This is a genomic window from Armatimonadota bacterium, assembly GCA_023511795.1.
In the GTDB taxonomy this organism is placed as follows: Bacteria; Armatimonadota; UBA5829; order DTJY01; family DTJY01; genus JAIMAU01.
Map to the genome: position 1 here is coordinate 89647 of JAIMAU010000001.1, position 25005 is coordinate 114651.

The following is a 25005-nucleotide window of genomic DNA, read 5'->3' on the forward strand; positions in this document are numbered from 1 at the left end:
GATTTCAAGATTACTAGAACTTTTCTTGGCGGCATGTTTCTTGTTCATTGATATCGTGTGTAGAGCTTATGGCGGGGCGAGCGGAAGGGATAGTATTTCTTTGCCGCTTTCGAGCTCAAGAACGCTAACTTTCTCTTTTAAGATCATCCCTACAGTTGGTACAAGAATTCCCGCACGCTGAAGTTTTGGATGGGTTGGACTTCCGGGGTTGATATGAATTGTATTGTCAATTTTTTCGATTACTGGCAAATGCGTGTGTCCTGTAACTAAAATATGTGCGCGGTATTTGGCGGCGACTTTTGACATTTTCTCTTCATCAAGCGTGTGCCCGTGTGTAGCGACGATTCTTGATCTATCAAACTGCACGACTGCATATGGTGAAAGTACGGGTACCTCAAGGAGTTCTTCATATACTTCTGCGTCGCAGTTGCCGCGAGCAATTACTATGGGCACATTTGATGAGTTGATTAGCTGAACAAGAGCTGGAATGTCGTATTCTTGGTTTGGCAACAGACGCGGTGGATGATACAAGACGTCTCCTGCGTGAAGTATCAGGTCAACTTCACCAAAAACATTCATGGCTTTCTGCCATGCAGAAACACTGCCATGAGTATCACTAATGACCCCAATTCTCATTTTTTTTCCTCATTTTGTAATCGCAATTAACAGTAATATTTTGCCAAAAAACCATGATATTATACGACAAAAAGGGCCGGAGCTCCTTCTTTGCCCCGGCCCGTCAATTGCGCGGTATCGTGCTAGCTATTGTATAGTAAGTGTTAGATTGCTGGTGTAGGTATTTATCCAGTAACCATACCAGGGTACCAGATATTCCGAAGCTGGCCAATCCTCAGGTAGCCCAAGAGTTTGCAGTGCCTGTGCTGAATTGTCCCACCACCAGCCAACGGAGTCCAGCCATCCATTTGTTTTAGCGGCTGTGGCGAGACTTACCGTATTGCCATCCTTAGTTACGTTTGTATCTGCCCAGTACTTACCATTTGGGAAAGGACAGCCAATGATTGCCCACCCTGCTGCCGATATTTGGACGTCGCGGGTAGGCGGAAAGCTCGCCCATGCCTGGTAACTAATCGTTTTTGGCCCATCAGCGAATAGCCAATAACCCTCGCCAACTCTGCAGTTGCCGAAAACCGAAGGTGTCCAGGGGTCGTAAGTTATAAAAGACGCTGTAGGATTGTCGTAGCGATATAGTTTGCTATCTATGTCTATGCCATTGAACACAACTGCTGGGTCAGGATTGACCGGGTCAAGCGGCAAACTAATTAAGTTCCAACCTGCACGCACAATACCATTATAGGACGTCTTTTGTGTGTATCCGAGTGCAAAGTTCTCACGCAGATACTGTCCTGCTGCCAACGTTTGATTGTAGTAGGTGTACGGCGGAAGGCCGGTTTTCGAACAGGTGATTGTGTATGTTCCAGGTGGAAGATCTAAGAAGGCGTAGAAGCCTGTTGCGTCGGTCTCAGTGGAACGTGTGACTGGGCCTGTTACGGTTACAGTAGCTTTATACACCCAATTATAGTATATGGGATCGTTCGGGTTTGATGCATTGGTGACCACGCCAAATATGCAGCCCGTTGTCGGATTGCTTTTCCATGGCATGTTTGGGGTGGGCACAGGAAGTGTGTACAGGTTTGACTTGACAGCAGACCAGAAGCTTTCGTTTGGCTGGTAATCTTTGTTCGTCACGGCGTAACTGTAGTTGCATATACCAGCAAGCCCGGCATCTCTGGCAACTTGCATTTGTATGATGCTGTCAGAAATCGAGTTTAAGTAACACGCTTGGCCGTCGACGCTGTGTCTGCCGGTGGTTGCTTGCATAGTAGCAAGCCAGTTAGTCCAGAGTCGGTAGTCTTGCTTCTGGGCGCTATCGTATTCTCGCTTGTAGTTCATTAGGATATTAATATCCACTATATGCTGTTCCATCCAGCCTTTTCCATCTTGGAAGACTTCTTTGTATTGGCGGGTCTGTGTGAAGTCGACATTTGGATCAACGCCCATCCAGCCTACCGTGTCTACAGAGGTTTTTACGTTTGGTTTCTTAGCCCAGATTTGAACATGGCATTTTTTGAGAAGATCTGTTACCTGCCTTCGCCGGAAGTCGCTCCATGTGTTCCAATGAGGATCCGAAGTGGAGGTAGGTGGCCAGTAGCCATATTCGTTGTAGAATCTTTGTTGTGTAATTGAATTGTAGCCCCAGTTGTAGCCAGGATATCTGATGTAATCCCAGTTGAAACCATCGATATCATATTGATTAACGATATCCATAACAACCTTGTAGATGTAATCCTGCACGCCGGGGACTCCTGGGTCAAGATTATAGTACTGGCCGTCAAGGTTGTTCCCTGAACTGTCGGTCATAGCCCATTCTGGGTGAAGCGTCCAAATATGATTGGCTGGCGCTGCTCCCCATCCGCTGTTCCATATTCTGTACGTTACAATCCACGGGTGAACCTCGATGCCCTGAGCATGTGCCTTTTGTATGAGGTCACCAAGCGGATCGAATGGCGGGGCGTCTATTATATTTGAGGCTCTTGGTTCAAATGTTGAGTTATAATACGCATCACCGCACTTTCTGACCTCAGGGATTATAACGTTATAGTTGTAAAGTTTGTGGACATTCACGAGGTTTGTGATTTGCTCAGCGCTAAGAATGCCGTCATGCCACGTATCCACCCAATTTGCCCGATATTCAGGTGTGGGAGCATTTGTAGTAAATGTGTAGTCGCTTGAAACAGCTTCGTTATTGCTCGCGTCTGCAGACTTTACTCTATAATGGTATAGAGTAGTGGGCGAGAGACCCGAAATCAGCACGCTGTGGTTGGTTACGAGATTGGTGTCTTTTGGCGTCTGGTTTCCATAGCTTGTGGTAAGCCCATATTCAACTTGCGATGTCGAGGGCTCATTGGTCGTCCAGGTTATGGTAGCTGTTGTCACCCCAGGCGAGGCCGAAACATTAGAGATTGTGGGGGGCGTCGTGTCTGTGGCTGTGGCAGAGTAGAACCGCATGCCGTCTGCTACGACGTATCTCGTGGTGCTCGACCCTTGGTTTGAAATTCTCGCATAGTTGCCTGAGCCGGCATTCATTGTATACGTGCCGACTAGGAACCATGTTCCTCGATTTGTGGTCTGGTTTACATAAATAACATCATCGCCGGAAGCATGGTGGATGGTGTACTGGGCTGCGGTGGTTTCCGACACTTCTGTGTTGCAGTACCATGTGTACACTTGCCAGTCCGGGGCAGTTTGGGGTATAAAGGGTGTATAAGTTGCCGTACTGCCACCGGCAGTTGCAATCTTACAATACCTGTAATCGCTGCCATACTTATCGGTAGCACTCGTGCCAGTAGTCCACGAGTTCGATCCGTTTACAAAAACGGCACCTGGATTGTCTATTATAATTTCGACTGCTCCATGTAGACAGGTCGAAATTATTAGCAAGACCAGAAAAGTGATTGATAGCCAAAGCCTCCTTTTCATGTCAAACCTCCTTTTTGAAATTTTCTCCAATGCTTATCTATACCTATCTTAGAGTAAGTGTCAAATTGTTATGGTTGGTAGAAATCCAATAGCCGTGCCAAGGTTGAATGTATTCGCTATCAGGCCAGTCTTCTGGGAGACCAAGTGATCTAAGGCTCTGGCTGTTATTGTCCCACCACCAACCCGTTGCATCTAGCCATCCGCGATCTTTTGCTGCAGTGGGCAGAGTAATTGTTTCTCCTGCCTTTGTCACCAGAGTGTCTGCCCATCGTTTCTCGCTTAGGAATGGACAACCAATGAGGTTCCACCCGGCGTTTGGCAAGCTTATGTCTCGAGTTGTAGGTGTACCTCCATATGCTTGGTAGCTTATCGTTGGATTACCGCTCGAATATAGCCAGTAGCCTTCTTCTACTCTGCAGTTACCGAATGTTCCAGGACTCCACTGGTCGTAAGCTATGAAAGACCTTGTCCCAGCGTCGTATCTGAATAGATTGCTATCTATGGCTATCCCACTGAATACCGATGCGGGATCGGGATTTGCAGGGTCTAGTGGCAGGCTGATGAGATTCCAACCGTTCTTAATTGTTCCCGCGGGCGAAGTGCAGGTTGTGTATCCCAAATCGAAGTTTTCTCTGAGAACTTGCCCAGCGGCTATCGTCTGGTTGGTATAAGTCCGGGTTTTTGTGCCTTTAGTTGCCGTTATTGTGTAAGTTCCTGGCGGTAGATCAATGAAGCCATATGTACCAGTGGCGTCTGTCTCGGTGGTCCGAGTCACAGGACCTGTAACGGTTACTGTAGCTTTGTATATCCAATTCCAGTAGATGGGATCGTTCGGTTTTGAAGCGTCGGTAACCGTTCCGAAGATGATGCCTGTTGTAGGATTGCTCTTCCACGGCATATCCGGAACAGGCACTTTCTGCTGGTAAATATTTGTCCTCACTGCGTCTAGGAATGCAGAACGAGGTTGCCCATCCTTGTTGGTTGTGTTGTAATCATAGTTGCATATACCAGCAAGCCCGGCATCTCTGGCAACTTGCATTTGTATGATGCTGTCAGAAATCGAGTTTAAGTAACACGCTTGGCCGTCGACGCTGTGTCTGCCGGTGGTTGCTTGCATAGTAGCAAGCCAGTTAGTCCAGAGTCGGTAGTCTTGCTTCTGGGCGCTATCGTATTCTCGCTTGTAGTTCATTAGAATATTGGTATCTATGATGTGCTGTTCCATCCAGCTCTTTGCATTTTGGAATACATCTTTATATTGGGAAGTACCTTCATAGTTAATGTTGGGGTCCACGCCCATCCATCCAACTGTGTCCACATTGTGGTTCACGTGCGGTTTTATTGCCATTATTTCAAGATAGACTTTCTTAATAAGATCTGTGACTTGCCTTCTTCGAAAGTCACACCACGTACCCCAGTTTGGGCTGGATGATGAGGTAGGCGGCCAGTAGCCATATTCGTTGTAAAATCTTTGCTGTGTAATTGAATTGTAACCCCAGTTGTTGCCAGGATACCTGATGTAGTCCCAGTTTAACCCATCGACGTCATAGCGGCTGACTATGTCAAGAGCAACTTTACATATATAATCCTGGACGGAGGGAATGCCAGGGTCGAGGTTATAGTTGCTTCCGTCATCATATGTGCCGTCGGATTTTTTCATTGCCCAGTCTGCTCCAGGGCCGCCTGGCCTATGAACATACCATATATGGTTCTCTGGGGGCGTGCTAGTGCCCCAGATTCGATAGGTAACTAGCCAAGCGTGAACCTGCATGCCCAAAGCATGGGCTTTATTTATGCAGTCTTGGAGAGGATCGAAGGGCGGTGGGTCTATGATGTTGCTTGCTCTAGGTTCCTGATAATATGCGTTGTCAATTGGAACGTAGATCGGTGAACTATTGTAGTAAGCATCTCCGCGTTTGCGTACTTCTGGAATCAAGACATTGTAATTGGCGCCGTAAGCTTCATTCACCAAGTTCGTTATCTGTGAAGCGCTTAGAAAACCATTATTCCATGTGTTTATCCAAAAAGCGCGGAACTCGCCGTTTTGGCTGGCAGGAGCAGTTGTAAAAGTATAATCCGACGATACTGCCAGGTTGCCTGACCCATCTTTTGACTTCACCCTATAATGGTAAAGGGTTGCTGGCTGTAGTCCAGAAATTATTACACTATGACTTATGACTAATGAAGTATCTTCGGGTGTTTGGTTTCCATAACTTTGAGTAGTGCCATATTCAACCTGCGAGGTTGCCGGTTCGTCAGTGGTCCATGTAATGGTTGCTGACGTTTGACCTGCCGCTGAGGATACATTAGAGATAACTGGCGGTGTGGTATCGTTTCCGCCTGCACTAATTGAGTAGAAGCGCACAGCATCCGCCATTACTACCTTTGTGGTCTCAGTGCCGGCATTTGTGATGCGTACATAATTGCCCGTTCCTGCATTCATTGTATATGTAGCAATATAAACCCATTGCCCGCCGTTCGTTTGTTGGTTGACATATCTGTAGTCATCGCCTGCTGACGTATGTATGATATACTGAGCGGCGGTTGGCCTGTTTGTTCCAGATGGGTACCAGGTATAGACCTGCCAATCGGAGGCAGTTTGTGGAATAGTGGGCGTATATGTCGCCGTATTGCCATTTGAAGTTGATATAAAGCAATAGCAATAATCGCTCCCATACTTGGTTGTTGTCATTGTGCCTGTTATCCATTCGCCAGTAAAATAGGCGTTTGGATTGTCAATGATGATTTCGACTTCTGCAATTGCTACTGATAGCGACAACAGAAGTGTTGTAAGGGTAAGAGCAATTAACACTAATTTAACTTTCATTACAAGCCACCTAAATAAGATTTCCTGGCTTTGAGTTGCGCTAGGCTCAAAGCCAGGTTAGCTAATTAAATACAAAACGAAAGGTTAGCGCAGCGTTAGAGTCACATCGTTTGTGTAAGTCTTTATCCAGTAGCCGTACCAGGGTTGTAGATACTCGGTAGCTGGCCAATCCTCTTCTAATCCTACCGTTCTTAGACTCTGACTGCTGTTGTCCCACCACCAACCTATTGAATCAAGCCAGTTATTTTCTTTGGCGGCGATTCTTAGCGGCACTGTTGTTTCTCCATGCTTTACTTCCGCGTCTTCCCAATGCTTGTCGGTGGTGAATGGGCAACCGATAATATTCCAGCAGTTGTTGCCCAATGTAGTGGTCCTTTGAGTGGGTCCTCCTGCATACGCTTGATAGCTTATCGTTTTCGGGCTATCCGCAAATAGCCAGTAGCCTTCGTCAGTTTTGCATGGACCGAAAATGTCTGGTGTCCAGGAGTCGTATCCTATAAGTGACCAAGTCGTTCTACAGAATCGGAAGAGCTTGCCATCTATATCTATACCATTAAACACCGTGGCGGGATTGGTATTTACGGGGTCGAGTGGCAGACTAATCAAGTTCCAGCCAGCAGTTACTGTACCAGCAGGAGAAGTGCAGGTGGTGTAAGACAATTGGAAGTCTTCTCTCAAAGCCTCACCCGCTTTTAGTGTCTGATTTGTATAAGTTCGTGATACCATTCCTGCTTTCTCGGCAGTGATTGTATAGCCGCTCCTTGGTGGAACATCCATGAAAACGTAGTAACCTGTTTGATCTGTAAATGTCGACATGTAAACTTCGTCGGGTGGCCCGGGGTGGTATAGTGTAACGGTGGCTCGGTATACCCAATCGTGAGTATATGGATCATTTAAACCAGGCTTGGTTACTCTTCCATGAATGATTCCAGTGGTTGGGTTAGATTTCCACGGGAGGTCAGGCACTGTATTATCAATGTTGTAGTATGGTCGGCCGCTTGCTGCCACATATTGGAACCAACCTGGGCTTGTAACTGTTCCATGATAGTAGCTGTACGTTTGACAACCCCACGGGATTCCTGCTCCCTGATTGTAGGTTCGACAATATCCAATTTGAGTACAAGCATTGGCTTGTGTTTGACCGCTTTCGCCTACGCTCATGCCAGAGTATACATAACGCCCATATCGTCTATTTAGATAATCTTGGAGACGAGTGGTAAATGTTGTATTGTTGGATGTATAATTCATTGGGACATTAATGTCTAGCCAGTGGTTAAACATCCACGCGTTCCAGTCTTGAAGGTATGTGCTGTTACCAATGCTGTATTCCGGCCAAGTGTTTGCACCTACAACGATGTGTGGTTTTATCTCCATTATCTGTGCATAAACCCTGGCGACAAAGGCGTTGAGATTATTTTTTCTCCAATTTATGAAAGTTGAATCAGAATAGCTTGGATAGTAGCCTTTTTCTGCCTGGAATCGCGCAATTGCAGTTGGATTGTATCCAGAGTTTAGCTGTGGATATCGTATTCTGTCCCACTGAATGCCGTCTATGTCGTAATTCTTGACTATATCCAAGATTACATTTACCGTATATTCTTCGCCATCAGGATGGCCAGGGTCTAGCCAATAACCCTCGACATACAGCGGCGAGGTGCCCCCCTGTGACCTGGTAAGCCAGTCGGGATGTGAGATGTAGAACCAGTCAGTTGTAGTAGTGGGGCATCTGTGAGTGCAGACCCAGGGGTGAACCTCAATGCCCCTTTCGTGGGCCTTTTGAATCATGTAGGCGAGCGGGTCAAAGTCAGGCGGTTGTACTTGCTCAGGCTTGGGCTCGCCTGTGCCGTTTGGCCCTCCATATGTGGAGTTGTAGAGCGCATCGGCTTTCTTTCGTATTTGTGGAACGATGACGTTATAATGGCCTTGAGTGCAGACATATGATAGCATGGTGTCTATTTCAGATGCCGTCCACATTCCGCTGTGCCATCCGTCAATCCACACAGCTCGATATTCGGTGGCGTTTGCAATAGTTAAACAGCTTGAAAAAAGTATGCAAAGAAAGATAAGCACCACCAATTTTTTCATTTTTAAAACCTCCTCTTTTCAATATGTGCCCAAGTCTTCTAGACAGAGCTAAGGCAAATACTTTTTTGTTTTATAGCCGTCCATTCGGCAGCACTATAACCGTTTGGGGAGCGTAATACCCCACTATTAATCCTGCTGCACAATTAATGCCAGTTTGTCAACATTGCTTCTGAGCCAATATCCATACCATGGATCTATGCTTTCAGATGCCGGAAAATTTTCTGGAAAGCTGACCGTTTTGAGACTTTGGCTGGAGTTCTCCCACCACCAGCCAACGCCATCCACCCATCCTTTGTCTTCAGCGCCAACTTTAATGGGAACAGTTTCTATTCCATTTGTAATAAGCATCTCTGCCCATGGGTGGCTGGTTTGAAAAGGACAGCCTATGATTGTCCAGCCAGCTTTCGGTAAACCGATATAAAAATCTGCGCCAAAGTTCTCGAATCCCTCAAACTCTGGGCGCCCGGGAATAGAAGCATTCAACCAATAGCCTTCACCTCTTAGGATGCTTCCGAAATCCTGTGGCGTCCATGAGTCGTAAGTTCGGAATGATTGTATTTGGGTGTCCCACTTCCATAAACAACCATCGAGAGGTATTGCGCCGAAAACAGCAGGCGGCGATGGATTTCTTGGCGTGCAAGGAATGCTTATAAGATTCCATCCTGGGGTGATAAGGTCTTGTGGAGCAGTAGTAATTGGGCATACTTCATAGACCCAATCCGCTTGATCTCGCAGACGAATCGCTCTATAGATGTTTCCGGATAATTTTACGGTTGAGCTCAAACCCGTTGCCCGAACATAGGAATTTTGCTGTGGCGGAACAATTGTGTTACCATCTGCAAGACAATCGTAAAGCACGCGTACACCCATTGAGCTAAAGCCGTCTTCTATTCCGCTCCCGTCATCTATGTAAAAACAGCTATTTGCAGGGTCAATTGCGGTTATTCTGCCGACGGTTTGCACAAGCAAGCCGATGTTGTTTGTGCCTCTGCCCTCAACAACCCCAGGTGTATATGCGCCTAGTGACTGTCCACCTAAATCACGTTGTGCAATTGCTATTGGTTCAGGCGCACTATTCCCAGTTGATTCGATTATTACCAGTGGATTAGTAATTTGTCGCTCTCCACTCTCGGAAGTGCCCATTTGACCGCAAACCCTTACGATGTCACCAGGATGAACCTTCACGTCACTGTTGGTAGCAAGCTGGACTAATATCCCAGATATTTGTTCAGTATCCTCAATGTAAAACTTCTCTTTTAACTGGTTTGTGCCAGCAGTTACTACCATTGGAGGAAGCACCACGCCAATTCCATCATTTATAAGTTTTGCCGCTGAAATTCCGCTGACTTCATTTCCAGCCAGGGTAAAGTCAATTGTTTGAATTTCGCCTGCTGAGATTGGCACCGTTTTAACTTGTGCTGCATATCCTGATTTTGTTACGCTTATTGTGTATGTGCCAGGTGCAAGATTCAAGTGCGCATAAAAGCCTGTGCCATCTGTGTAGGTTCCAAACCCCACTGGCTCGACCATTACCCAAGCAGCATCTACTCCTTTACCTTGATTTGCATCTAGGATTCTACCTTTCACGTGTCCTACTGTTGGCGAAGTTTTCCAGCTCATTGGCGGCAAAGCCGTCGGTGCTGTATATACTTGGCTTGTTAGCGCGGAGTAGAAACTGGGTTCGTCATCCGCATTAAAATCTGTATCCCCACTATGTGTATAGCAATATCTGTATATCCCCTGGCCTTGCGAACCGCGCGACCGGGCAGAGAGCAATTGTGTCATCGAGTTTGCGACTGTATTCTTATAAGCCCCCTGAAGTATGTATACATGGCGGCCGCCAGAATTCGCCACAGCATCGTCCACTCGGCTGTTGAAAATGCTGTTGCTCGTCGTGTAGACCATAGGGCAATTGGCGTCTAGATATCCACTCATCATCCAAGTTCGCCAATCCTGAAAGCGATAGTTGTACGCATCATTTCGGTCCGAGAACGTTGAAGCGCTAAGGACCATGTTTGGCTTTACGCTTAGCATGTTAGCGTAAAGCTTGCGGACGAAGAACGTCACCTGTTCTCGCCGCCATGCGCTGAAGAGGCTATCATTTGGCGCCGGAATATAGGTAGGCGCTAGTCCATACCGATCTCGGAACCTCTGCAAAGCAATGGGATTATAGCCAGAGTTTTGCTGTGGATATCGAATAAAATCAAGGAACAAGCCATCCAAATCGTAATGCATTATCAAATCCATGCAGACATTGTGGTTCCATTCCATTGCGCCCGGTACACCCGGGTCCACAAAATAGCCTTCGTCAAATAACGTCTGCCCAGCATTCGACATGCAAAGCCACTCAGGATGGCGATTGTAGATGTGGCTCGGGTCGCTAGGCGGAATTGTAGCAATCCTGTTCACGACCACCCATGCATAAACCTTAAGACCTACACTGTGCGCTTGGTCTAGAAGCTCCTGAAGTGGATCATAACCTTCGGGAATATCGACTGCGCGCACATCACAGTTCGGTCTTGTCGGTGTATAGTATGCATCACCAACCTTACGCACCTGCGCCGCAATAACGTTGCAATTGGCGCTTAAGGCTCGAGAAACCAAAGCGCTGACCTCCGCAGGACTCTTTATTCCAGGTCCCCATGCATAAGCCCAAAGCGCTTTGTGTTCGGGATTTTGAGCCCAGGCGGTCCGGCTTACCGCCATCATTATCAGCGAGACGGCCAGCGCGGATACAGCCCTTCTTTGCAATTTCATGCGTGACCTCTCGCGAATTTTTCTTTTTCTGTGCAATCGAATGAGGCCACAGCCTCAATATCGACTAGCTTTGCGTAAGGAAATTAAACCGCCGACTTCGTTCGCTTTTCGGCAAGGTGTTGCGCACCCAGACTACTCGGCCGCACTGCCAGTCGGGAGGTAAACTGGAGTGTACGCTAATCCGCTAGTTTGTTCTTAAAAAGAACTTACTCGATTTGGATTTTAGGGGTGTGCACTACTTCGTAGAGAACTTTGCCTTCCTCACACCTAATTTCACCATTTCCGCAGGGGATTGGCCGACCTTAATCCGTCTGCATGAATGGTCATTTTCTGATATTTTCTTTGACAAAAGTATACTCTACAAAGGCCTTTTTGTCAATAAAACATGGAAAAACCTGGTAATTATACTTGTTTTGGACCACCAGTCATGCTATCTCTTAAACCTTATTGTATCTTAAGCGATAAAAGTGTTGCCGCCATCCAAATTGAAACCCCTAGTAAAATTGCTGGTTTTTCTGACAACCAAAGTTAAAACCCCCCAATGTGTTGTATAATTTAATTAGTTCAACCGTTTTTGTGCTAGACGTTTAAAACTTGGCGATAAGTAAATAATGTTAATAGCTACTGCCCAGCCTTAAAGTTTGAGTTTATTAGCTTGCCGATTATCTGTTCTATTCGGCGGAAAGGAACGGGCTATGAGGTTCCAAAGGGGCACCTTTTTGATTTTTGCGGTACCTCTATTATTTGCGCTGGCTTTAGGTGCTGGCTTTGCAAAAGTTGCTATTTATGAGCCCACAGGTTGGGCGCAAAGTAGCCTTGCGAAAATAAGCTATAGGCTGAACACTACCGTTTTCTACCTCGAGTGCACAATCTATCATGCCGATGCGAATGGCAACCCAATTGGCGATCCAGTGCAGTGCGAGTCCTACTATTCGGAGTCAAAGGGTTATCACGAGCATTTCTTCTATGGATTAGAGCCAGGATCTTATGTGGCTGTGCTTGAAGCTGTCGGGCCGAATGAGCCCCAGTGGCGACCTCTAGTTGGGATTTTTAAATATAATGACCCAACTGTGGAATACTCACCTCCTAATCCGCCAGTTCCTGATATGGAAGGTTGGTATGGCATTGCCATCAATACTAGGCCAAACAGTCCATACTTTGGTTGGACCTATGTGCCCCACAAGAGCTACCAAGATATTTACATTTACCGGGGAGATGGGTCTTGCGTTGGCACAATGAACGATTCAGGCATATATTGGGGTGGAAGTGCTCCATGGGATGCCAGTGTTGCCGATGACGATTATGTCTACGTTGGTGACCGAAGCAATAGATATGTTTATTGCTTCAAGCCCGACGGCTCAGGATGGGTCTCGTGTTCGCCGCCAATTACATACTCTAGAGGAATTTTTGCACGCACCGATAGCTCCGGTGTCACCCATGTTTTTGTGACCGGTGGATTCGGTCAGGTTTACGAGGTTACTGTACAGTCTGATCATGCAACTTGGGGCACACCAGCTGTAATAGCTAACCTTGGCAGTCTCAGCGAGGATAATTTCAAAATTGGTGGCGTATGGGTGAGCGCTGACCTCCAGACAATGTTCGTTTGCTATGATGGCAAGATTTACAAGTTTATAAAAAATGGTTCTGTCTATGAGCAAGCTTCATCTCCGTGGCCGGTAGATATTCCTGGCGTCTGGGATATTGATGCTAGCCCAGATGGCTCAATATTGTGGGCTTCGTGTACTGCCGCATATAATCCGCCAGCCACCTATGCAATTTATAAGGTTAATCCCGTCACTGGCTCGGCAACCCCTGTAGATGGTAACAACATTGTAACGTGGGGCCACATGATAAAGATTGATGCAGTTGGGAATCCCGGAGTAACGTATGGTAAGTTTACAAACACTTGGGGCCAATATTATTGGGCGCTCTTCACCGAACCCGGGACTTCATCGCATACGGTAAAAACAAATGTGTTTCACACCACAAGTGACCATCTTCCAGTTATGACTTTCTACTCAATAATCCCAACCAGCGTACCTGGGGATAATACAACCACCGCAACCCTCACAGCTTGGATTTATGATGGAGCAGGTTGGCAAGACGTCAGCGAAGTGCGGGTAGACCTAGACCCCGTTGGTATTCAGGAAGATGCGGTTAGCACAAGCCTAGTTAGGGATACATCCGACCCAACAGGTAGGACAGTAGTTGCTACCGTTCCGGGCCTAAAGGCAGCCATCGGTGCCAAAGTCGCCACCCACGAGTTGGCAGTTACCATGATCGACAGCACGTCATCGAGCGAAGATACGGTGGCGCTTAAGGTAACAGGTGTTCCAGTTACATTTACAATAAAGCACAGTATTACAAATCACCCAATTGCGGGAGCTTTTGCCCATGCTACAGGTGGCATGAGCGGTTTGCCTGGCTATCCGTTTACTTACAATTCAACCACCACTAATTCTAACGGACAGACGACGGTTCAACTTAGCCAGGGGACGTACCAGGTCAAAGCGGTGAAAACAGGGTACGGGAGTATGGACCCAATAGAGGTCGTAGTTGGTCCTAATCCAATTTCTGTGGATATATATTTGCGTCCTTGTACCGTTGCAGAAGCTAGACAGCTTCCTGACTCAACCCTATGTAATGTTAAAGGCGTTGTTTATGCGCAGACCTGCGGTCCATATACACCTCCCAGCCCGCCTGAGGTATTAGGGCTAGCCGAACGTAAGGATTCTGGAGATTATAACTATCAGTGGTATGTTTGCGATCCAAACGACCCCGGAAACGGCATTCTTATGATGTTTCCTGTCCCCCAGGATGAATACTTTTATCAGATGGACGACCCGGAGGGAACGGACCCCGATGGTAATTCTACATATATAGGGCCTAGGCCGAGGGTTGGAGATACCGTGATGATAACGGGTATGCTTGGCACGCCAAGTGGTCATGAGCGGCGAATTAAGGCAGATATATCACTGCAATATAAGGATGATATCTACTTGAATCTTGGCAATCAAGGTGGCTTGCCAGTTAGTCCCATTGGCCTAAGTATTCCAGAGTTTATGCATGGCAATATTTCTGTTCATCCTTGCTGGGGGAAGTATGCGATTACAACTGGAGCAATTGTGGTAAAAAACGTCCCAAGTGGAGCGCCTTATGATCTTGGCGACCCAATTCCTTACATTGTAATCGCCGATGTTTCAGGAAATATTGCTGAGGTTGCAATAGAAAAACCTTTGACGCTGGGCATTAACACTTGGCCAATACCAGGAGCCACGTACAACTTCCGTGGTCCCATTGGTCGCAGAAATAGATATGGCAATGGTTGCATTCGCCCAAGAGGCCCGTCTGATATAATTTACACGGCACCCGCCCCGCCACCAGGTAATCCTATAGGTTCGGTCCGCGAGCTGCCCAATGGCGAATTTGTAAATGTGCAAGGCATTGTTACCGCTGTCTTTGCAACTTGTTTCTATATCGAATCGGCTGACCGAGCGTCTGGAATTCGAGTAAATGCTTCTGTTGGCTCATATGTAAGTCGGGGGGATGTAGCCCAGGTTATAGGTACTTTGGGAATTACAGATGGAGAGCGCTCGATTAGTCCAAGCCAGGCAGTCATTGTCCATGGCACTACGACCGTGCCAGCGCCAATTGGGGTGAGGAACCGTGACCTTGGTGGAGCAGGAGCGGGAGCGGACAACCCAGGAGTGACTGGTGGCAGAGGCGCACTAAACGTTGGCCTTTTGGTGAAGGTAACTGGTACCGTAACGCATGTAGGTTCTGGCTTCTTCTATATTTGGGATGGCTCAAATAGAACGACTAGTCCGCTTGATGACGGTTCAGGTTTCAACGGAATAAGGATTACTACAAACCGCTCTGCATCTATCGGCGACCGAATGGAGATAGTAGGTATATCAAGCACAGACACTTATAATGTGCCGCCCAACAACATACCAACTATTATGCCTCGAGACAATAATGATTTTGTAATCAACCCGCCTCTTAGCAATATTCAATCCCCGGAGGGCACAGTAGGTGCTGGTTGGAATTTACTAGGTATTCCGGCAATTCCTGGGAATTGGGACCCTCAAGCTGTTTTCGGTTCGATTCCTATTAATGATAATCTTTGCAGATGGGAAGCGGAGGACTCAAGCTTTATCTTTTATGACGAGTGGTCTCCAAGTACGTATGGCGGAATGCTTCTGGGCGACGGCTTCTGGTTATCTGTGGGTTCGCCTACGAACATATCATATCAAGGGCGATATCAGCCCGAGGACCAATGGGTTACACTCCCAAAGAGTGGGTGGACTCTAATAGGCCATACCTTCGACTACGATACATACTGGTCAGATGTGAAGGTACACAACGGGTGTGAATGCATAAGCATGGAGGAAGCATCTCGTGAGCGGGGATGGCTAAACTCCATGGGCTGGTGGTGGGAGAATTCAAGCCAGTCGCTTATGACACTTGGTTTACCCGACGATTGGCCAGAGTCTGAAAAACTCGAAAGGTGGCATGGCTACTGGATCTATAGCAACACAGATAGCCTTTCATTGATAATCCCAGCAAGTCCGAGCGCACCGTAAAGGTTTTTCAGAAACCAGGTACAAACGCACCCTCGATGGATATGCTTATAATGCGCCATTTAGGTATGTGAAAGAAGAAGTAGCGGGTCTGCTGCTCAAGCCTTAACTTTAAGGTTACAGGTGAGCTAAAAACATTTTGTCGCTCTCCAGCTCTGATTGCCGCCACCGAAACGTCGAGGTTCACGACCGCAGAGTTTCCGCTGATATGTATTTTCGGATGCCCTAGAATGACGTCAAAAGCATCTGCACTTCTGAATGCTTGCATTACTTCAATGCGCAGTGTTGGATAAGTAAAACCCACTGAGTCTTTATAATCAGCGGAGACTAGAGACATTGCCTGCCGCACATTTCGGCTTTCGATTGCAGTTTCACCTTTTGCAAGCAAGGCTTGAATTTGCTCCTCATTGCTCAAATGCGGCTCACTACTTAGTTTTAGGTAAAGAGTAGCAATTGCTAGCACAAAAATCATAGAAAATATTATCCACAAGGATTTTCTCATATCAGCACCTTCCAAAAATGTTGTTGAAGCCGAGATTTTCTAGAACCACGGTTCGGTTGCCTGTTTACTCTACATATACCCAAATCCCCTGCTTTGGAAGGAAATGGCATGGATAGCGTTTAACCGATTTTTAGCTGACAGCATGGAGGGTCTCTACGATGCCTCTGCACGTGCCTGAGGAATGGTTGCCCCATATAGAGGAAGTGCTCCAATTGCCAGGCGTTACCATGGTTATTGGTGGCGTTGATGTTGGGAAAACAACTTTCACCACTTTGATTGCCAACCGAGCATTTGAAGCAGGCATCCCAGTCGCCGTGATTGATGGAGATATGGGGCAATCCGAGATTGGTCCTCCCACTACAGTGGGTCTTGGAATGGTCGAATTTCCAATCCAGTCGCTTGGGGAGCTCCATCCGCATGCACTCTTTTTTGTTGGGTCAACTTCCCCAGTTGGACACCTACTAGCCACCGCAACAGGCGTAAAAACTCTTGTCGAACGGGCATTAACCGTTGGAAAGACGCTTATTGTTGTTGATACAACCGGTCTTGTGCGAGGCTCCGTTGCGCGCAAACTAAAAACCCATAAAATAGAGCTTATTCGCCCCAAACATTTGGTGGCGATTCAAAAAGCCACAGAACTTGAACATATCCTTCAGTTTTTTGACTGCTGGGTTGACTGTAAGGTTCATCGCCTCGTTGCTTCTCCTGCTGTGAAGCCGAAAAGCGTGACGTTGCGGGTGCAGAGAAGAGCTGCAAAGTTCAATCAGTATTTCCGCGACGGCCAAACATACGAGCTAAACCTTGAAAACGTAGGCACATTCGGCACATGGTTAAGCGCCGGCCAGGTGCTTGAGCCCAAATACCTAAAATTTGCTTCCGGGGCCCTTGGAGTTAATGTCCTTCATGGGGAAATGGTTGGACGAACAGTTTACCTTGTCACGGAGCGGGATTATAATAAGAAGGGCATTGAAGAAATTCAAGAGGTATTTGCAACAAATAGTGTTGTTATAACTACGGCATCGAAATTTGCTAATCTTATTGTTGGGCTTTCTGATAAACATCTTGAGCTTCTTGGACTTGGCATAGTAACGAGCATTGACTTTAAAAGAGCTATGATGCAAATTTTCACTCCTATACGGTCAGTCTCCCCAATATGCACGGTTCGGTTTGGCGTTATAAAACTGCGTACTGACGGCACAGAAATCGGCCGAATCCGCCCAGGAGAAATATAGGTGAGAATAATCCTTGTTAGACATGGAGAGACGATTTATAACTTGGAACGACGGTACCAAGGACACACCGACGCCGAGCTGACCGAATTAGGGAAAAAGCAGGCTTTGCGTACTGCCGAGCGGCTGAGTAGAGAAGATATCGCAGCCATATACTCAAGCGATTTAATTAGGGCTAGCGAGACAGCAAGTACAATCGCTAAATGTCATAATCTTCCTGTGCAAACCGATATGCGGCTTCGAGAGTGTGCGTTCGGCGATTGGGAAGGCTTGACGGTTGATGAAATAAAAGAGCGATATCCCGAACTTTATGCGAACTACCAGCGAGATTCTGTGCAACACAGAGCTCCAAATGGTGAGCGGCTTGAATCTTTGCTTGAAAGGGTTTCTAGCGTTGTCAACCGAATCGTGAAAAAGCATCCTAATGAAACAGTGGTATTGGTTGGGCACGGCGGCACAATCCATGCATTCATATGCTATGCGCTTGATGCTCCCCTATATGCATTCCGGAAGATAAGGCTTGATAATTGCGGAATAACAATTTTTTCCAGACTGCCAAATGGCAAATGGTTTCTTGAAGTCTTGAACGAGACTTGTCACCTTGAGGGTTTGGTTAAAATTTGACCTATGAAGCCTTATGCGGTAGATTATCGGTCGGCAAGTTTTGCAAGCTAATAATCAAAAATTTTCGGAGATGAACGATGAAATCTTTTCACCCGCCATATCTTGGCGCAGCGTACTATCCGGAAGACTGGCCCATCGAGCAAATTGATGCCGATATTGCTTTGATGAAAGAAGCCGGCATGAATGTCATGCGAATTGGTGAGTTTGCGTGGAGCCGCATGGAGCCCAAAGAAGGGGTTTTCGACTTTGACTGGCTACATCTAGTTGTCGAGAAGCTTGGTGAAGCTGGGATTGCAGTAATCATGGGGACACCTACATGCACACCACCTGCCTGGCTTACGGAACGCTATCCAGAAATACTCTTTGTTCGTGACGACATTGGCGTTGCCATGCATGGTTCGCGAAGGCATGCATGTCCAAATAGTCCCGTTTATCGCGAGCATTGCAGCCGTATTGTTACTCGATTGGCTGAAGAGTTCGGAAAGGATGAGCGGATTATAGGTTGGCAAATTGATAACGAGGTGCATCCATATGGAGGCCGCTCGTGTGTATGTTCGGTTTGTGTAAAAAAGTTTCGAGATACTATGCGCAAAAAGTTCGGCACAATCGAAGCATTGAATGCTGCCTGGGGCACGAACCTTTGGAGCATGACATACCAATCGTTCGACCAGCTTCCGATTCCTCATCGGCATACTTGGCACCATCCGTCATTGCTAACAGCATGGGCTGAGTTTACAAGCGACTCTTATGTAGAGTTTGTAAAGCACCAGGCGGATATTCTTCATGAACTAACCATACACCCAATAGGAACAGATATGATGCCTGTTCCGGGAATTGACTATGGGGATATACATCGCGCGCTTGATGTGGTGCAGTTCAACCACTACCACGGAATGTCGAACCTCTGGCAGGCGGCGTTCTGGTTTGATTTCTGCCGGCCAATTAAGGAGAGGCCTTTTTGGAATACAGAAACTGCTACCTGCTGGAATGGCTCAACCACGGCAAATGGTTATAAGGAGCCCGGATTCTGCCGAGCGAATAGTTGGCTTCCTGTTCTTATGGGCGGTGAGGCAAACCTTTATTGGCTTTGGAGGCAGCACTGGAGTGGTCAGGAATTAATGCATGGCGCAGTCGTTACAAGCTGTGGGAGACCCATGCATATCTTCGACGAGGTAAAGGAAATTTCAGCAGGCTTCCGAGCGGCGGCCGACTTCTTGAATAATACTAAGCCTGTGAACACTGGCCTAGCTCTCCATTTTTCACATAGGGCTGCGTGGATGTTTGAATATCAGCCGATGGTGAATGGTTTTAATTACCAAGTGTTCCTGCTTGAAAAGGTCTATCGTCCTATGATGCAGGCGCAATTTCGGCCTGATGTAATTCTTCCGATGAGTGACCTATCCAAATACAAAATGGTGTTCTCGTCTTTCTTGCCCGCGCTTGATGAGTTTGGTCTTCGTGAGCGGCTGAAAGCATGGATAGAAGCAGGTGGGACATGGATAGTTGGTCCTCTCTCCGATGTTCGGACTATCCATGCAACGAAATTTACACATGCGCCTTATGGGAGCCTGGAGGAATGGATGGGCATTCGATGCCGATATGAGATTCCAGCAGACCCTCATGAATTTGGGCTTCGCTGGTGGGATGGCAGATCATCTGCTGGCTCAGTTTGGTACGATGGTCTGGAGCTTCGAGGAGCGCAGGCTCTTGCTACGTATACCGAATATCCTTTGCAGGGATTGGCGGCCGTTGCTAGGCAAAAAATTGGTAGGGGCCAAATTATCATGCTTGGTACTCTACCGCAACCTGAAGATCTTCAGAAGCTTCTTATTACAATTGGCAATGATGTCGGCGTTCGACCTGTTGCGGAGGCATCTCCTAACCTTGTTGTTGTTCCACATGAAGGCCAGGGCGGCAGCGGATTGGCTGTAGCAGAAGTAGAAAACCAGCCGGCAAAGTTGGCGATTGGCAGTTTAATGATAGACGTGCTGACAGGTAAAAAATATGAGGGCACTGTAGAGATTCCGCCATACGGTGTAATGGTACTGAAATACATATAACCCTACTTGTTTTGTGCTGAGCCCAGAAATGGCCGATTTTAATTAAGTGGATGTGTAAGATAAGCTTCTTGTATGGCAAAAATAAGAGGACAGGCGGTAGACTGATGTGACATCGGGCTATACTTGATTCCGACAACCGGAATCTTCTTAATTCAGCCTGAGGGAGGCTAAAGTCTACCTCCTGCCCCTTGCGCGGTACTTTAATTCTATCACCCACAATCAAGTTATGGAATCCGTATTTGTACCTGTTTTTTGTCTTATTCAGAAAAAAGCAAAGAGGCCTTCGGGCGAAGGCCTCTTGTTGAAAAACTTGGTGAGTTTTGTTGCTAGACTTTTGCAATCACCCCTACGTTGGCGTTATCTTTGGTTTCTTCAATATCGAATTCCCTACATAAGTTTGCCAGCTTACATAGGGCGCTTCTTGCTACTTCCTCATCAACCTTTGCGTAAGTCAGCAACGACATGTCAAGTAAAGCCGCCACCTCCGCATGGGTGAGCGATATGCTTTTCTCCACTCGGCGTCCTCCTCTTTGGCGCTTGCGACAGTAAAACCTGTCTGAAATTTTACTTCCAAGTGGAGTATCGGTTTATTGGATGATAATCCTACCTGTAACAATTCCCTGATTATGCGCCGACTGCATCCATTACTTCGGGGGGCAGACAGTGTTCATCCAGCATCAAGGTTAACTTGCGAAGACACTCTCGGGCGTTGGCTGCGGCATATATCCTCATCCAACCTTCCTCGACTGCGCATGAGAAAGCTTCTTCGTTTAGAATTGCATATTCCCAGTTTGAGTATACCTCGACCGCTAGTACAAGGTCATCGCCTTTCCAAACGCCGTTGTCGTTTCTTAAAGGAGATTGGATTGAGATATGATAATGGCCAGTTGGGTTCTTTGCGCTGTCAAGGAAGGCGGTGACGCTATACCAATCCTCAATGAAGTCAAATCGAAGGGCAGTTGCGTCTTTGTCCAGTATGGCTAAACCGTTGGATACAGTGGATTGAGTAATTAAAAGTCCGGGTAGCTGGGCAACCAAATCGTTTTCAAACTTTTGAACGCCGTTTTTGTATCGCCGGATTTCGAATTTGACTTTTGAAGCGTCAGGACAGGTCAATTATAAACTCCATGCTAAAGAGCTATTTTCATAGAAAGTGCGCCTTGAACAAATCATGAGTCAATTGGCAGGCGGAGGGCTTTTTTGACCTTTACTACTAGTTTCTCCGGGTCAAAAGGTTTGACAACATAATCGGAGACCCAAAGCTGTCTGGCTTGGTCAACTGTGATACTGGTAGTTTTTGCTGTAAGCATAATCACAGGAATTTTTGACGTTAGTCGCCTCGACCTAATCTGCCTTAGCACTTCCATTCCATCCATTAAAGGCATCATGATATCGAGGATTACAAGGTCGGGTTTTTCCTCTTCAGCCATTTTTAGCGCGGTTTGGCCATCACCGCAGGATATTACTTCGAAGCCTTCTTTTTCTAGTCGAAATTGTATCAGGCGAACAACGTCTGCCTCATCATCAACTATGAGAATCTTTGCCATGTGCCATCCCTCCATTTCGGAATCCTAACTGACGGTTTTGAGGCGACTGAGAGCATCGAAGCCAACCCAGCATCACCTAAGCGCTTTCTGCCGGAAGAGCGGATATCGTGAAGCTGAATGTGCTACCCTGACCTTTTTCGCTCTCAACCCAAATTTTTCCTCCATGCATCTCGACTAAATAGCGAGTAATAGCAAGTCCTAGACCTGTGCCGTGTGTGGACTGAACTGCCTGGTCGCTACTCCGATAGAATCGCTGAAAGAGCTTCGCACGCTCTTCTGGAGCTATGCCGATTCCTGAGTCTATGACCTTTACTAGTACATTTTTTCCCAATTGGTTGGCAGTAATCTTTACTTTGGAACGCGGCGGGCTGTATTTGATTGCATTGCTTAGTAGGTTGCTGATTATCTGGCCTAGCCGGTGTGAGTCAGCCTTAACCTTGGTAAGTCCTTCCTCAAAATCGACAATTATTTGGATTTCTTTCTCATCAGCCAGGGCTTTGAGCGTTTCTATCTCATTCTGTACTACTTCGCTCAAGTCCAAAGGCTCCATGACGAGCTCAAGACGGCCTGATTCAATGCGCGAGATGTCTAGTAAGTCATTTACCAGAGCTATTAGCTTCTCGGTATTCCGGCTGACAGTGGTCAAAAATTCACCTTGAAGGGCGTTAAGTTTTCCAGTATGACCTTCGAGGAGGAGTTTCACATAGCCTTGTATTGAAGTAAGCGGTGTGCGAAGCTCATGCGAAACTAAAGAGACGAATTCCGTTTTTAAATGGCTTACCTCTTCCAAAGCTCGTCTAGTGACTTCTTCTCTTAGGAGACGTTCGTCGAGTATCGCTCTTTGAAGCGCAATTGCTGAAGTGCGAGCAGCAGTCTGGAGTAGTTTTTGCTCACCTGGCCGAAAGCGTCGTATTTTTTTGAAATATAGGCTGAGTACCCCGATTGGTTCGTCTGCGGGAATCAAAGGAACGCACACCAATGACTTGTAACCTTCCATGCGAGCGAAATCACGCCAGGCGGCAAATCTGCGATTGCGCGAAATATCTGCTACCGCGCATATTCGCTTTTCTCGAATTGCCACCGCCGCCGGACTCTGGCCGCTAGGTGTAGCTGGGTCAAGGGTCATTTGGACATTTTCATTTGCGACTTTGGTGTATTCGTCTGTGGTTCCATAAATGGCACCAGTAAGCAAAGTAGCTCCTTCCTCATCAAGCAGTCGCAGTGAGCCAAACTTTGCACCGAAGGATTGCGCAAGGTGATTGACGATAAACTGAAGCAATGTTGAGACGTCGGCTGTAGATGCTAGATATTCGGCCATGCGATAGAGAATTCTCAATTCTGAGAGCTGCTTATTTACCTGTTCATATAATCTGGCATTTTCAGTAACGACGGCGGCTTGACTTGCCAAAAGCATAAGCAGACTTTTATCTTCCTCTGTGAAGATTTTCGGCTTACTGCTACCCGTCATCAATACGCCGATGGTTTTGTTTTCAAGGATCATGGGCACGCAGAGAAGGGAAGCCACTCTGCCAATTTCTGCGGCATGTTTTCGTGCCTCCGGGTAGGATGCTACGTCGTTTATAATTATCGGCTTGCCTTCCTTGGCGACCCTCCCCAGTATTCCTTCGCCGACCTTCAGCTTGATGTTTCGCATTGTAGAACGGCTGATGCCCAATGTAGTGCCCACCGTGAGCTCGCGGGTTACTGGGTCAACCAATCGTATAATGCTTCTGTCGGTTCCTAGAAGGCGGTTGGCTTGATTAATGATGGCATCGAGAACTGGTTTAATCCTTGGCGAACGACCTATTGTTTGTATAACATTGAACATTGCATCGAGGGCAATCGACCTTCGCCTCGCTTCGCGAAGAAGGATGGCATTTTCTATTGCAGCGCCAGCTTGGTTTGCTAAAAGGAATATTGGCTCGATACATTCTGAGAGGAATTGCCTTGAGCGATCCCAAAAAACGGTTAGAACTCCAACGAGTGCTTCCTTGTAAGTTATCTTGACAATGGCTGCGGCATCAAGCAAATGACGTTCGGCGGCAATTTTGAGGACTGGGTTGGATTTCAAATCAGTGAAGATAATGGGCTCTAATTCTTTGCCGGTTGCTAAAGGAATCCACTCCTCGGCCCTATCAGCCAAAGTGCTCACTATGTCCTGGTCGAGGTTTTGGCTTGCCGCATACGAGAGATTTCCGGAAGTTCGGTCATGTAAGGCAAACCAGCTAGCTTTTGCATTGCCCAGCGTTATCGCCGAATTCACGATTGTCCTTATTAAGTCATCAAGTTCCGGCGATGCAGAGAGCACGCGGCCTATTTCGTAAAGTGTTGCCAGCTCCCATTGAATGTTTTCCATCGTAAACACCGCTTGGGGGGACGATGATTATGAGAAAATAGATAGGCATTTAGTTACTTGCCACAGATTAAATTATATCACTACTTCCATGCCGTCATAGGCTACTATTATTCCATGAGGTTTGAGAAGTTCTTCGATTTCATCGTGCATCATGCCAATATTATGAGAGAAATGTGTAACAATAAAGGGCCCAGTGGTGTAAGAACTAAATTTCTCCAAACGCTCTTTTAGAGTGAGAACAGTCTCAAAGTTCATATGCCCACCTCCACCTGGAAGTGGGCCGCAAGTGCATTCGGAAATCACACAATCAATCTTTGTGCTTTCTAGGTAATCCCAAGTATCGTCTTCGTATTGGCCTGTATCGCAATTATAGAGTATGGTTTTACTCCCGTCGCTAGCTATGTAGTTTAAGGGTATTTCGCCGCCTTGCATATGGATTGCTCTGAGTGGAGTAAATATCATGTTGCCCGCTTGGATGGGCACAAATGGTTCAATTTTGTGCAGAATAATAGTTTCTCCTTCCAACCGCCCCCAGTGTTCCTTTAGAGTTGAGATTACTTTCTCGTTGCCGTACACGTGGAGAGCCCCTGTTCGGCCATGTCCGAACGGAGGAATCAGATAATGAAGTTGGTGATGATAGAAGTGATCCTCGTGTGAATGGGTGATAAATAAGTGTTCAAGTTTTGATATGTCAACGTTGAGGATTGCTTCATGGTACCAGGCGTCGGGTCCAAAATCAATACGATGCTTTTCGCCAAATTGGATGGCAGCACGACTTCTGATATTCTTGCCGCCGAGTTGTCTAGCTTTTCGGCAAGTCTCGCAACTGCAGAAGAGTGCTGGCCACCCTTCTGCGGCAGCAGTGCCAAGTATTTTAATGCGCAAGTCAACCTCCAGGTGTTATTTTTTATTGAACGCCGAAAGTGGGGTACTAACCTTT

General features: G+C 46.9%; 15 protein-coding genes. 4 read left to right on the forward strand and 11 right to left on the reverse strand.

All coding sequences use genetic code 11. The features are described from left to right. Window positions 1–66: 66 nt before the first annotated feature. The 5 genes from yfcE to K6T99_00440 form a co-directional block, all read right to left on the reverse strand. Window positions 67–636: a phosphodiesterase gene (gene yfcE, locus K6T99_00420; protein MCL6518276.1), complete on the reverse strand. Its 570-nt coding sequence runs from the start codon at window positions 634–636 to the stop codon at window positions 67–69. Window positions 637–762: 126 nt separating this feature from the next. Then, window positions 763–3498, reverse strand: a complete 2736-nt coding sequence (locus K6T99_00425) for a family 10 glycosylhydrolase (GenBank protein MCL6518277.1) — start codon at window positions 3496–3498, stop codon at window positions 763–765. A gap of 43 nt (window positions 3499–3541) precedes the next feature. Then, on the reverse strand, window positions 3542–6322 hold the full coding sequence (locus K6T99_00430; GenBank protein MCL6518278.1) for a family 10 glycosylhydrolase: 2781 nt from the start codon (window positions 6320–6322) through the stop codon (window positions 3542–3544). 84 nt (window positions 6323–6406) lie between these two features. Then, window positions 6407–8407: a family 10 glycosylhydrolase gene (locus K6T99_00435; protein MCL6518279.1), complete on the reverse strand. Its 2001-nt coding sequence runs from the start codon at window positions 8405–8407 to the stop codon at window positions 6407–6409. A 126-nt stretch (window positions 8408–8533) separates the two neighbouring features. Beyond that, complete coding sequence (locus tag K6T99_00440; protein ID MCL6518280.1) at window positions 8534–11164, reverse strand: family 10 glycosylhydrolase; 2631 nt, start codon at window positions 11162–11164, stop codon at window positions 8534–8536. Between the two features lie 695 nt (window positions 11165–11859). Between K6T99_00440 and K6T99_00445 the strand changes: the two genes are divergently transcribed. Then, window positions 11860–15750, forward strand: a complete 3891-nt coding sequence (locus K6T99_00445) for a hypothetical protein (GenBank protein ID MCL6518281.1) — start codon at window positions 11860–11862, stop codon at window positions 15748–15750. Window positions 15751–15757: 7 nt separating this feature from the next. Here the strand turns inward: K6T99_00445 and K6T99_00450 are convergent, their stop codons facing one another. After that, the gene (locus K6T99_00450; protein ID MCL6518282.1) at window positions 15758–16249 is read right to left on the reverse strand and encodes a hypothetical protein; all 492 of its coding nucleotides are present in this window, start codon (window positions 16247–16249) and stop codon (window positions 15758–15760) included. Window positions 16250–16407: 158 nt separating this feature from the next. On the opposite strand from K6T99_00450, the gene K6T99_00455 reads away from it, so the two are divergent. The 3 genes from K6T99_00455 (at window position 16408) to K6T99_00465 (ending at window position 20162) form a co-directional block, all read left to right on the forward strand. Beyond that, window positions 16408–17481: a hypothetical protein gene (locus tag K6T99_00455; protein MCL6518283.1), complete on the forward strand. Its 1074-nt coding sequence runs from the start codon at window positions 16408–16410 to the stop codon at window positions 17479–17481. Then, window positions 17482–18102, forward strand: a complete 621-nt coding sequence (gene cobC, locus K6T99_00460) for an alpha-ribazole phosphatase (protein MCL6518284.1) — start codon at window positions 17482–17484, stop codon at window positions 18100–18102. Window positions 18103–18179: 77 nt separating this feature from the next. Next, window positions 18180–20162: a beta-galactosidase gene (locus K6T99_00465; GenBank protein MCL6518285.1), complete on the forward strand. Its 1983-nt coding sequence runs from the start codon at window positions 18180–18182 to the stop codon at window positions 20160–20162. A gap of 326 nt (window positions 20163–20488) precedes the next feature. On the opposite strand, the gene K6T99_00470 is transcribed toward K6T99_00465, so the two are convergent. From K6T99_00470 to K6T99_00490, 5 genes are all read right to left on the reverse strand, one after another. Next, window positions 20489–20677 (reverse strand): hypothetical protein, encoded by a 189-nt coding sequence (locus tag K6T99_00470; protein MCL6518286.1) that lies wholly within the window; start codon window positions 20675–20677, stop codon window positions 20489–20491. A gap of 109 nt (window positions 20678–20786) precedes the next feature. Continuing rightward, the gene (locus K6T99_00475; protein MCL6518287.1) at window positions 20787–21278 is read right to left on the reverse strand and encodes a hypothetical protein; all 492 of its coding nucleotides are present in this window, start codon (window positions 21276–21278) and stop codon (window positions 20787–20789) included. 53 nt (window positions 21279–21331) lie between these two features. Further along, a complete protein-coding gene (locus K6T99_00480; GenBank protein ID MCL6518288.1) occupies window positions 21332–21709 on the reverse strand; it encodes a response regulator in 378 nt (125 codons plus the stop codon). 76 nt (window positions 21710–21785) lie between these two features. Beyond that, complete coding sequence (locus tag K6T99_00485) at window positions 21786–24065, reverse strand: GAF domain-containing protein (GenBank protein ID MCL6518289.1); 2280 nt, start codon at window positions 24063–24065, stop codon at window positions 21786–21788. Between the two features lie 72 nt (window positions 24066–24137). After that, window positions 24138–24950, reverse strand: coding sequence for a carbon-phosphorus lyase (locus K6T99_00490; GenBank protein MCL6518290.1), 813 nt, complete (start codon window positions 24948–24950; stop codon window positions 24138–24140). Between the last annotated feature and the right edge of the window lie 55 nt (window positions 24951–25005).

Excerpts from the sequence above, each read along its gene's own strand:
- K6T99_00480 (MCL6518288.1), bottom strand. The coding sequence starts at position 21,709 with ATGGCAAAGATTCTCATAGTTGATGATGAGGCAGACGTTGTTCGCCTG.
- K6T99_00465 (MCL6518285.1), top strand. The coding sequence starts at position 18,180 with ATGAAATCTTTTCACCCGCCATATCTTGGCGCAGCGTACTATCCGGAA.
- K6T99_00425 (MCL6518277.1), bottom strand. The coding sequence starts at position 3,498 with ATGAAAAGGAGGCTTTGGCTATCAATCACTTTTCTGGTCTTGCTAATA.
- K6T99_00485 (MCL6518289.1), bottom strand. The coding sequence starts at position 24,065 with ATGGAAAACATTCAATGGGAGCTGGCAACACTTTACGAAATAGGCCGC.
- K6T99_00440 (MCL6518280.1), bottom strand. The coding sequence starts at position 11,164 with ATGAAATTGCAAAGAAGGGCTGTATCCGCGCTGGCCGTCTCGCTGATA.
- K6T99_00445 (MCL6518281.1), top strand. The coding sequence starts at position 11,860 with ATGAGGTTCCAAAGGGGCACCTTTTTGATTTTTGCGGTACCTCTATTA.
- K6T99_00450 (MCL6518282.1), bottom strand. The coding sequence starts at position 16,249 with ATGAGAAAATCCTTGTGGATAATATTTTCTATGATTTTTGTGCTAGCA.
- K6T99_00430 (MCL6518278.1), bottom strand. The coding sequence starts at position 6,322 with ATGAAAGTTAAATTAGTGTTAATTGCTCTTACCCTTACAACACTTCTG.
- K6T99_00455 (MCL6518283.1), top strand. The coding sequence starts at position 16,408 with ATGCCTCTGCACGTGCCTGAGGAATGGTTGCCCCATATAGAGGAAGTG.
- yfcE (MCL6518276.1), bottom strand. The coding sequence starts at position 636 with ATGAGAATTGGGGTCATTAGTGATACTCATGGCAGTGTTTCTGCATGG.
- K6T99_00435 (MCL6518279.1), bottom strand. The coding sequence starts at position 8,407 with ATGAAAAAATTGGTGGTGCTTATCTTTCTTTGCATACTTTTTTCAAGC.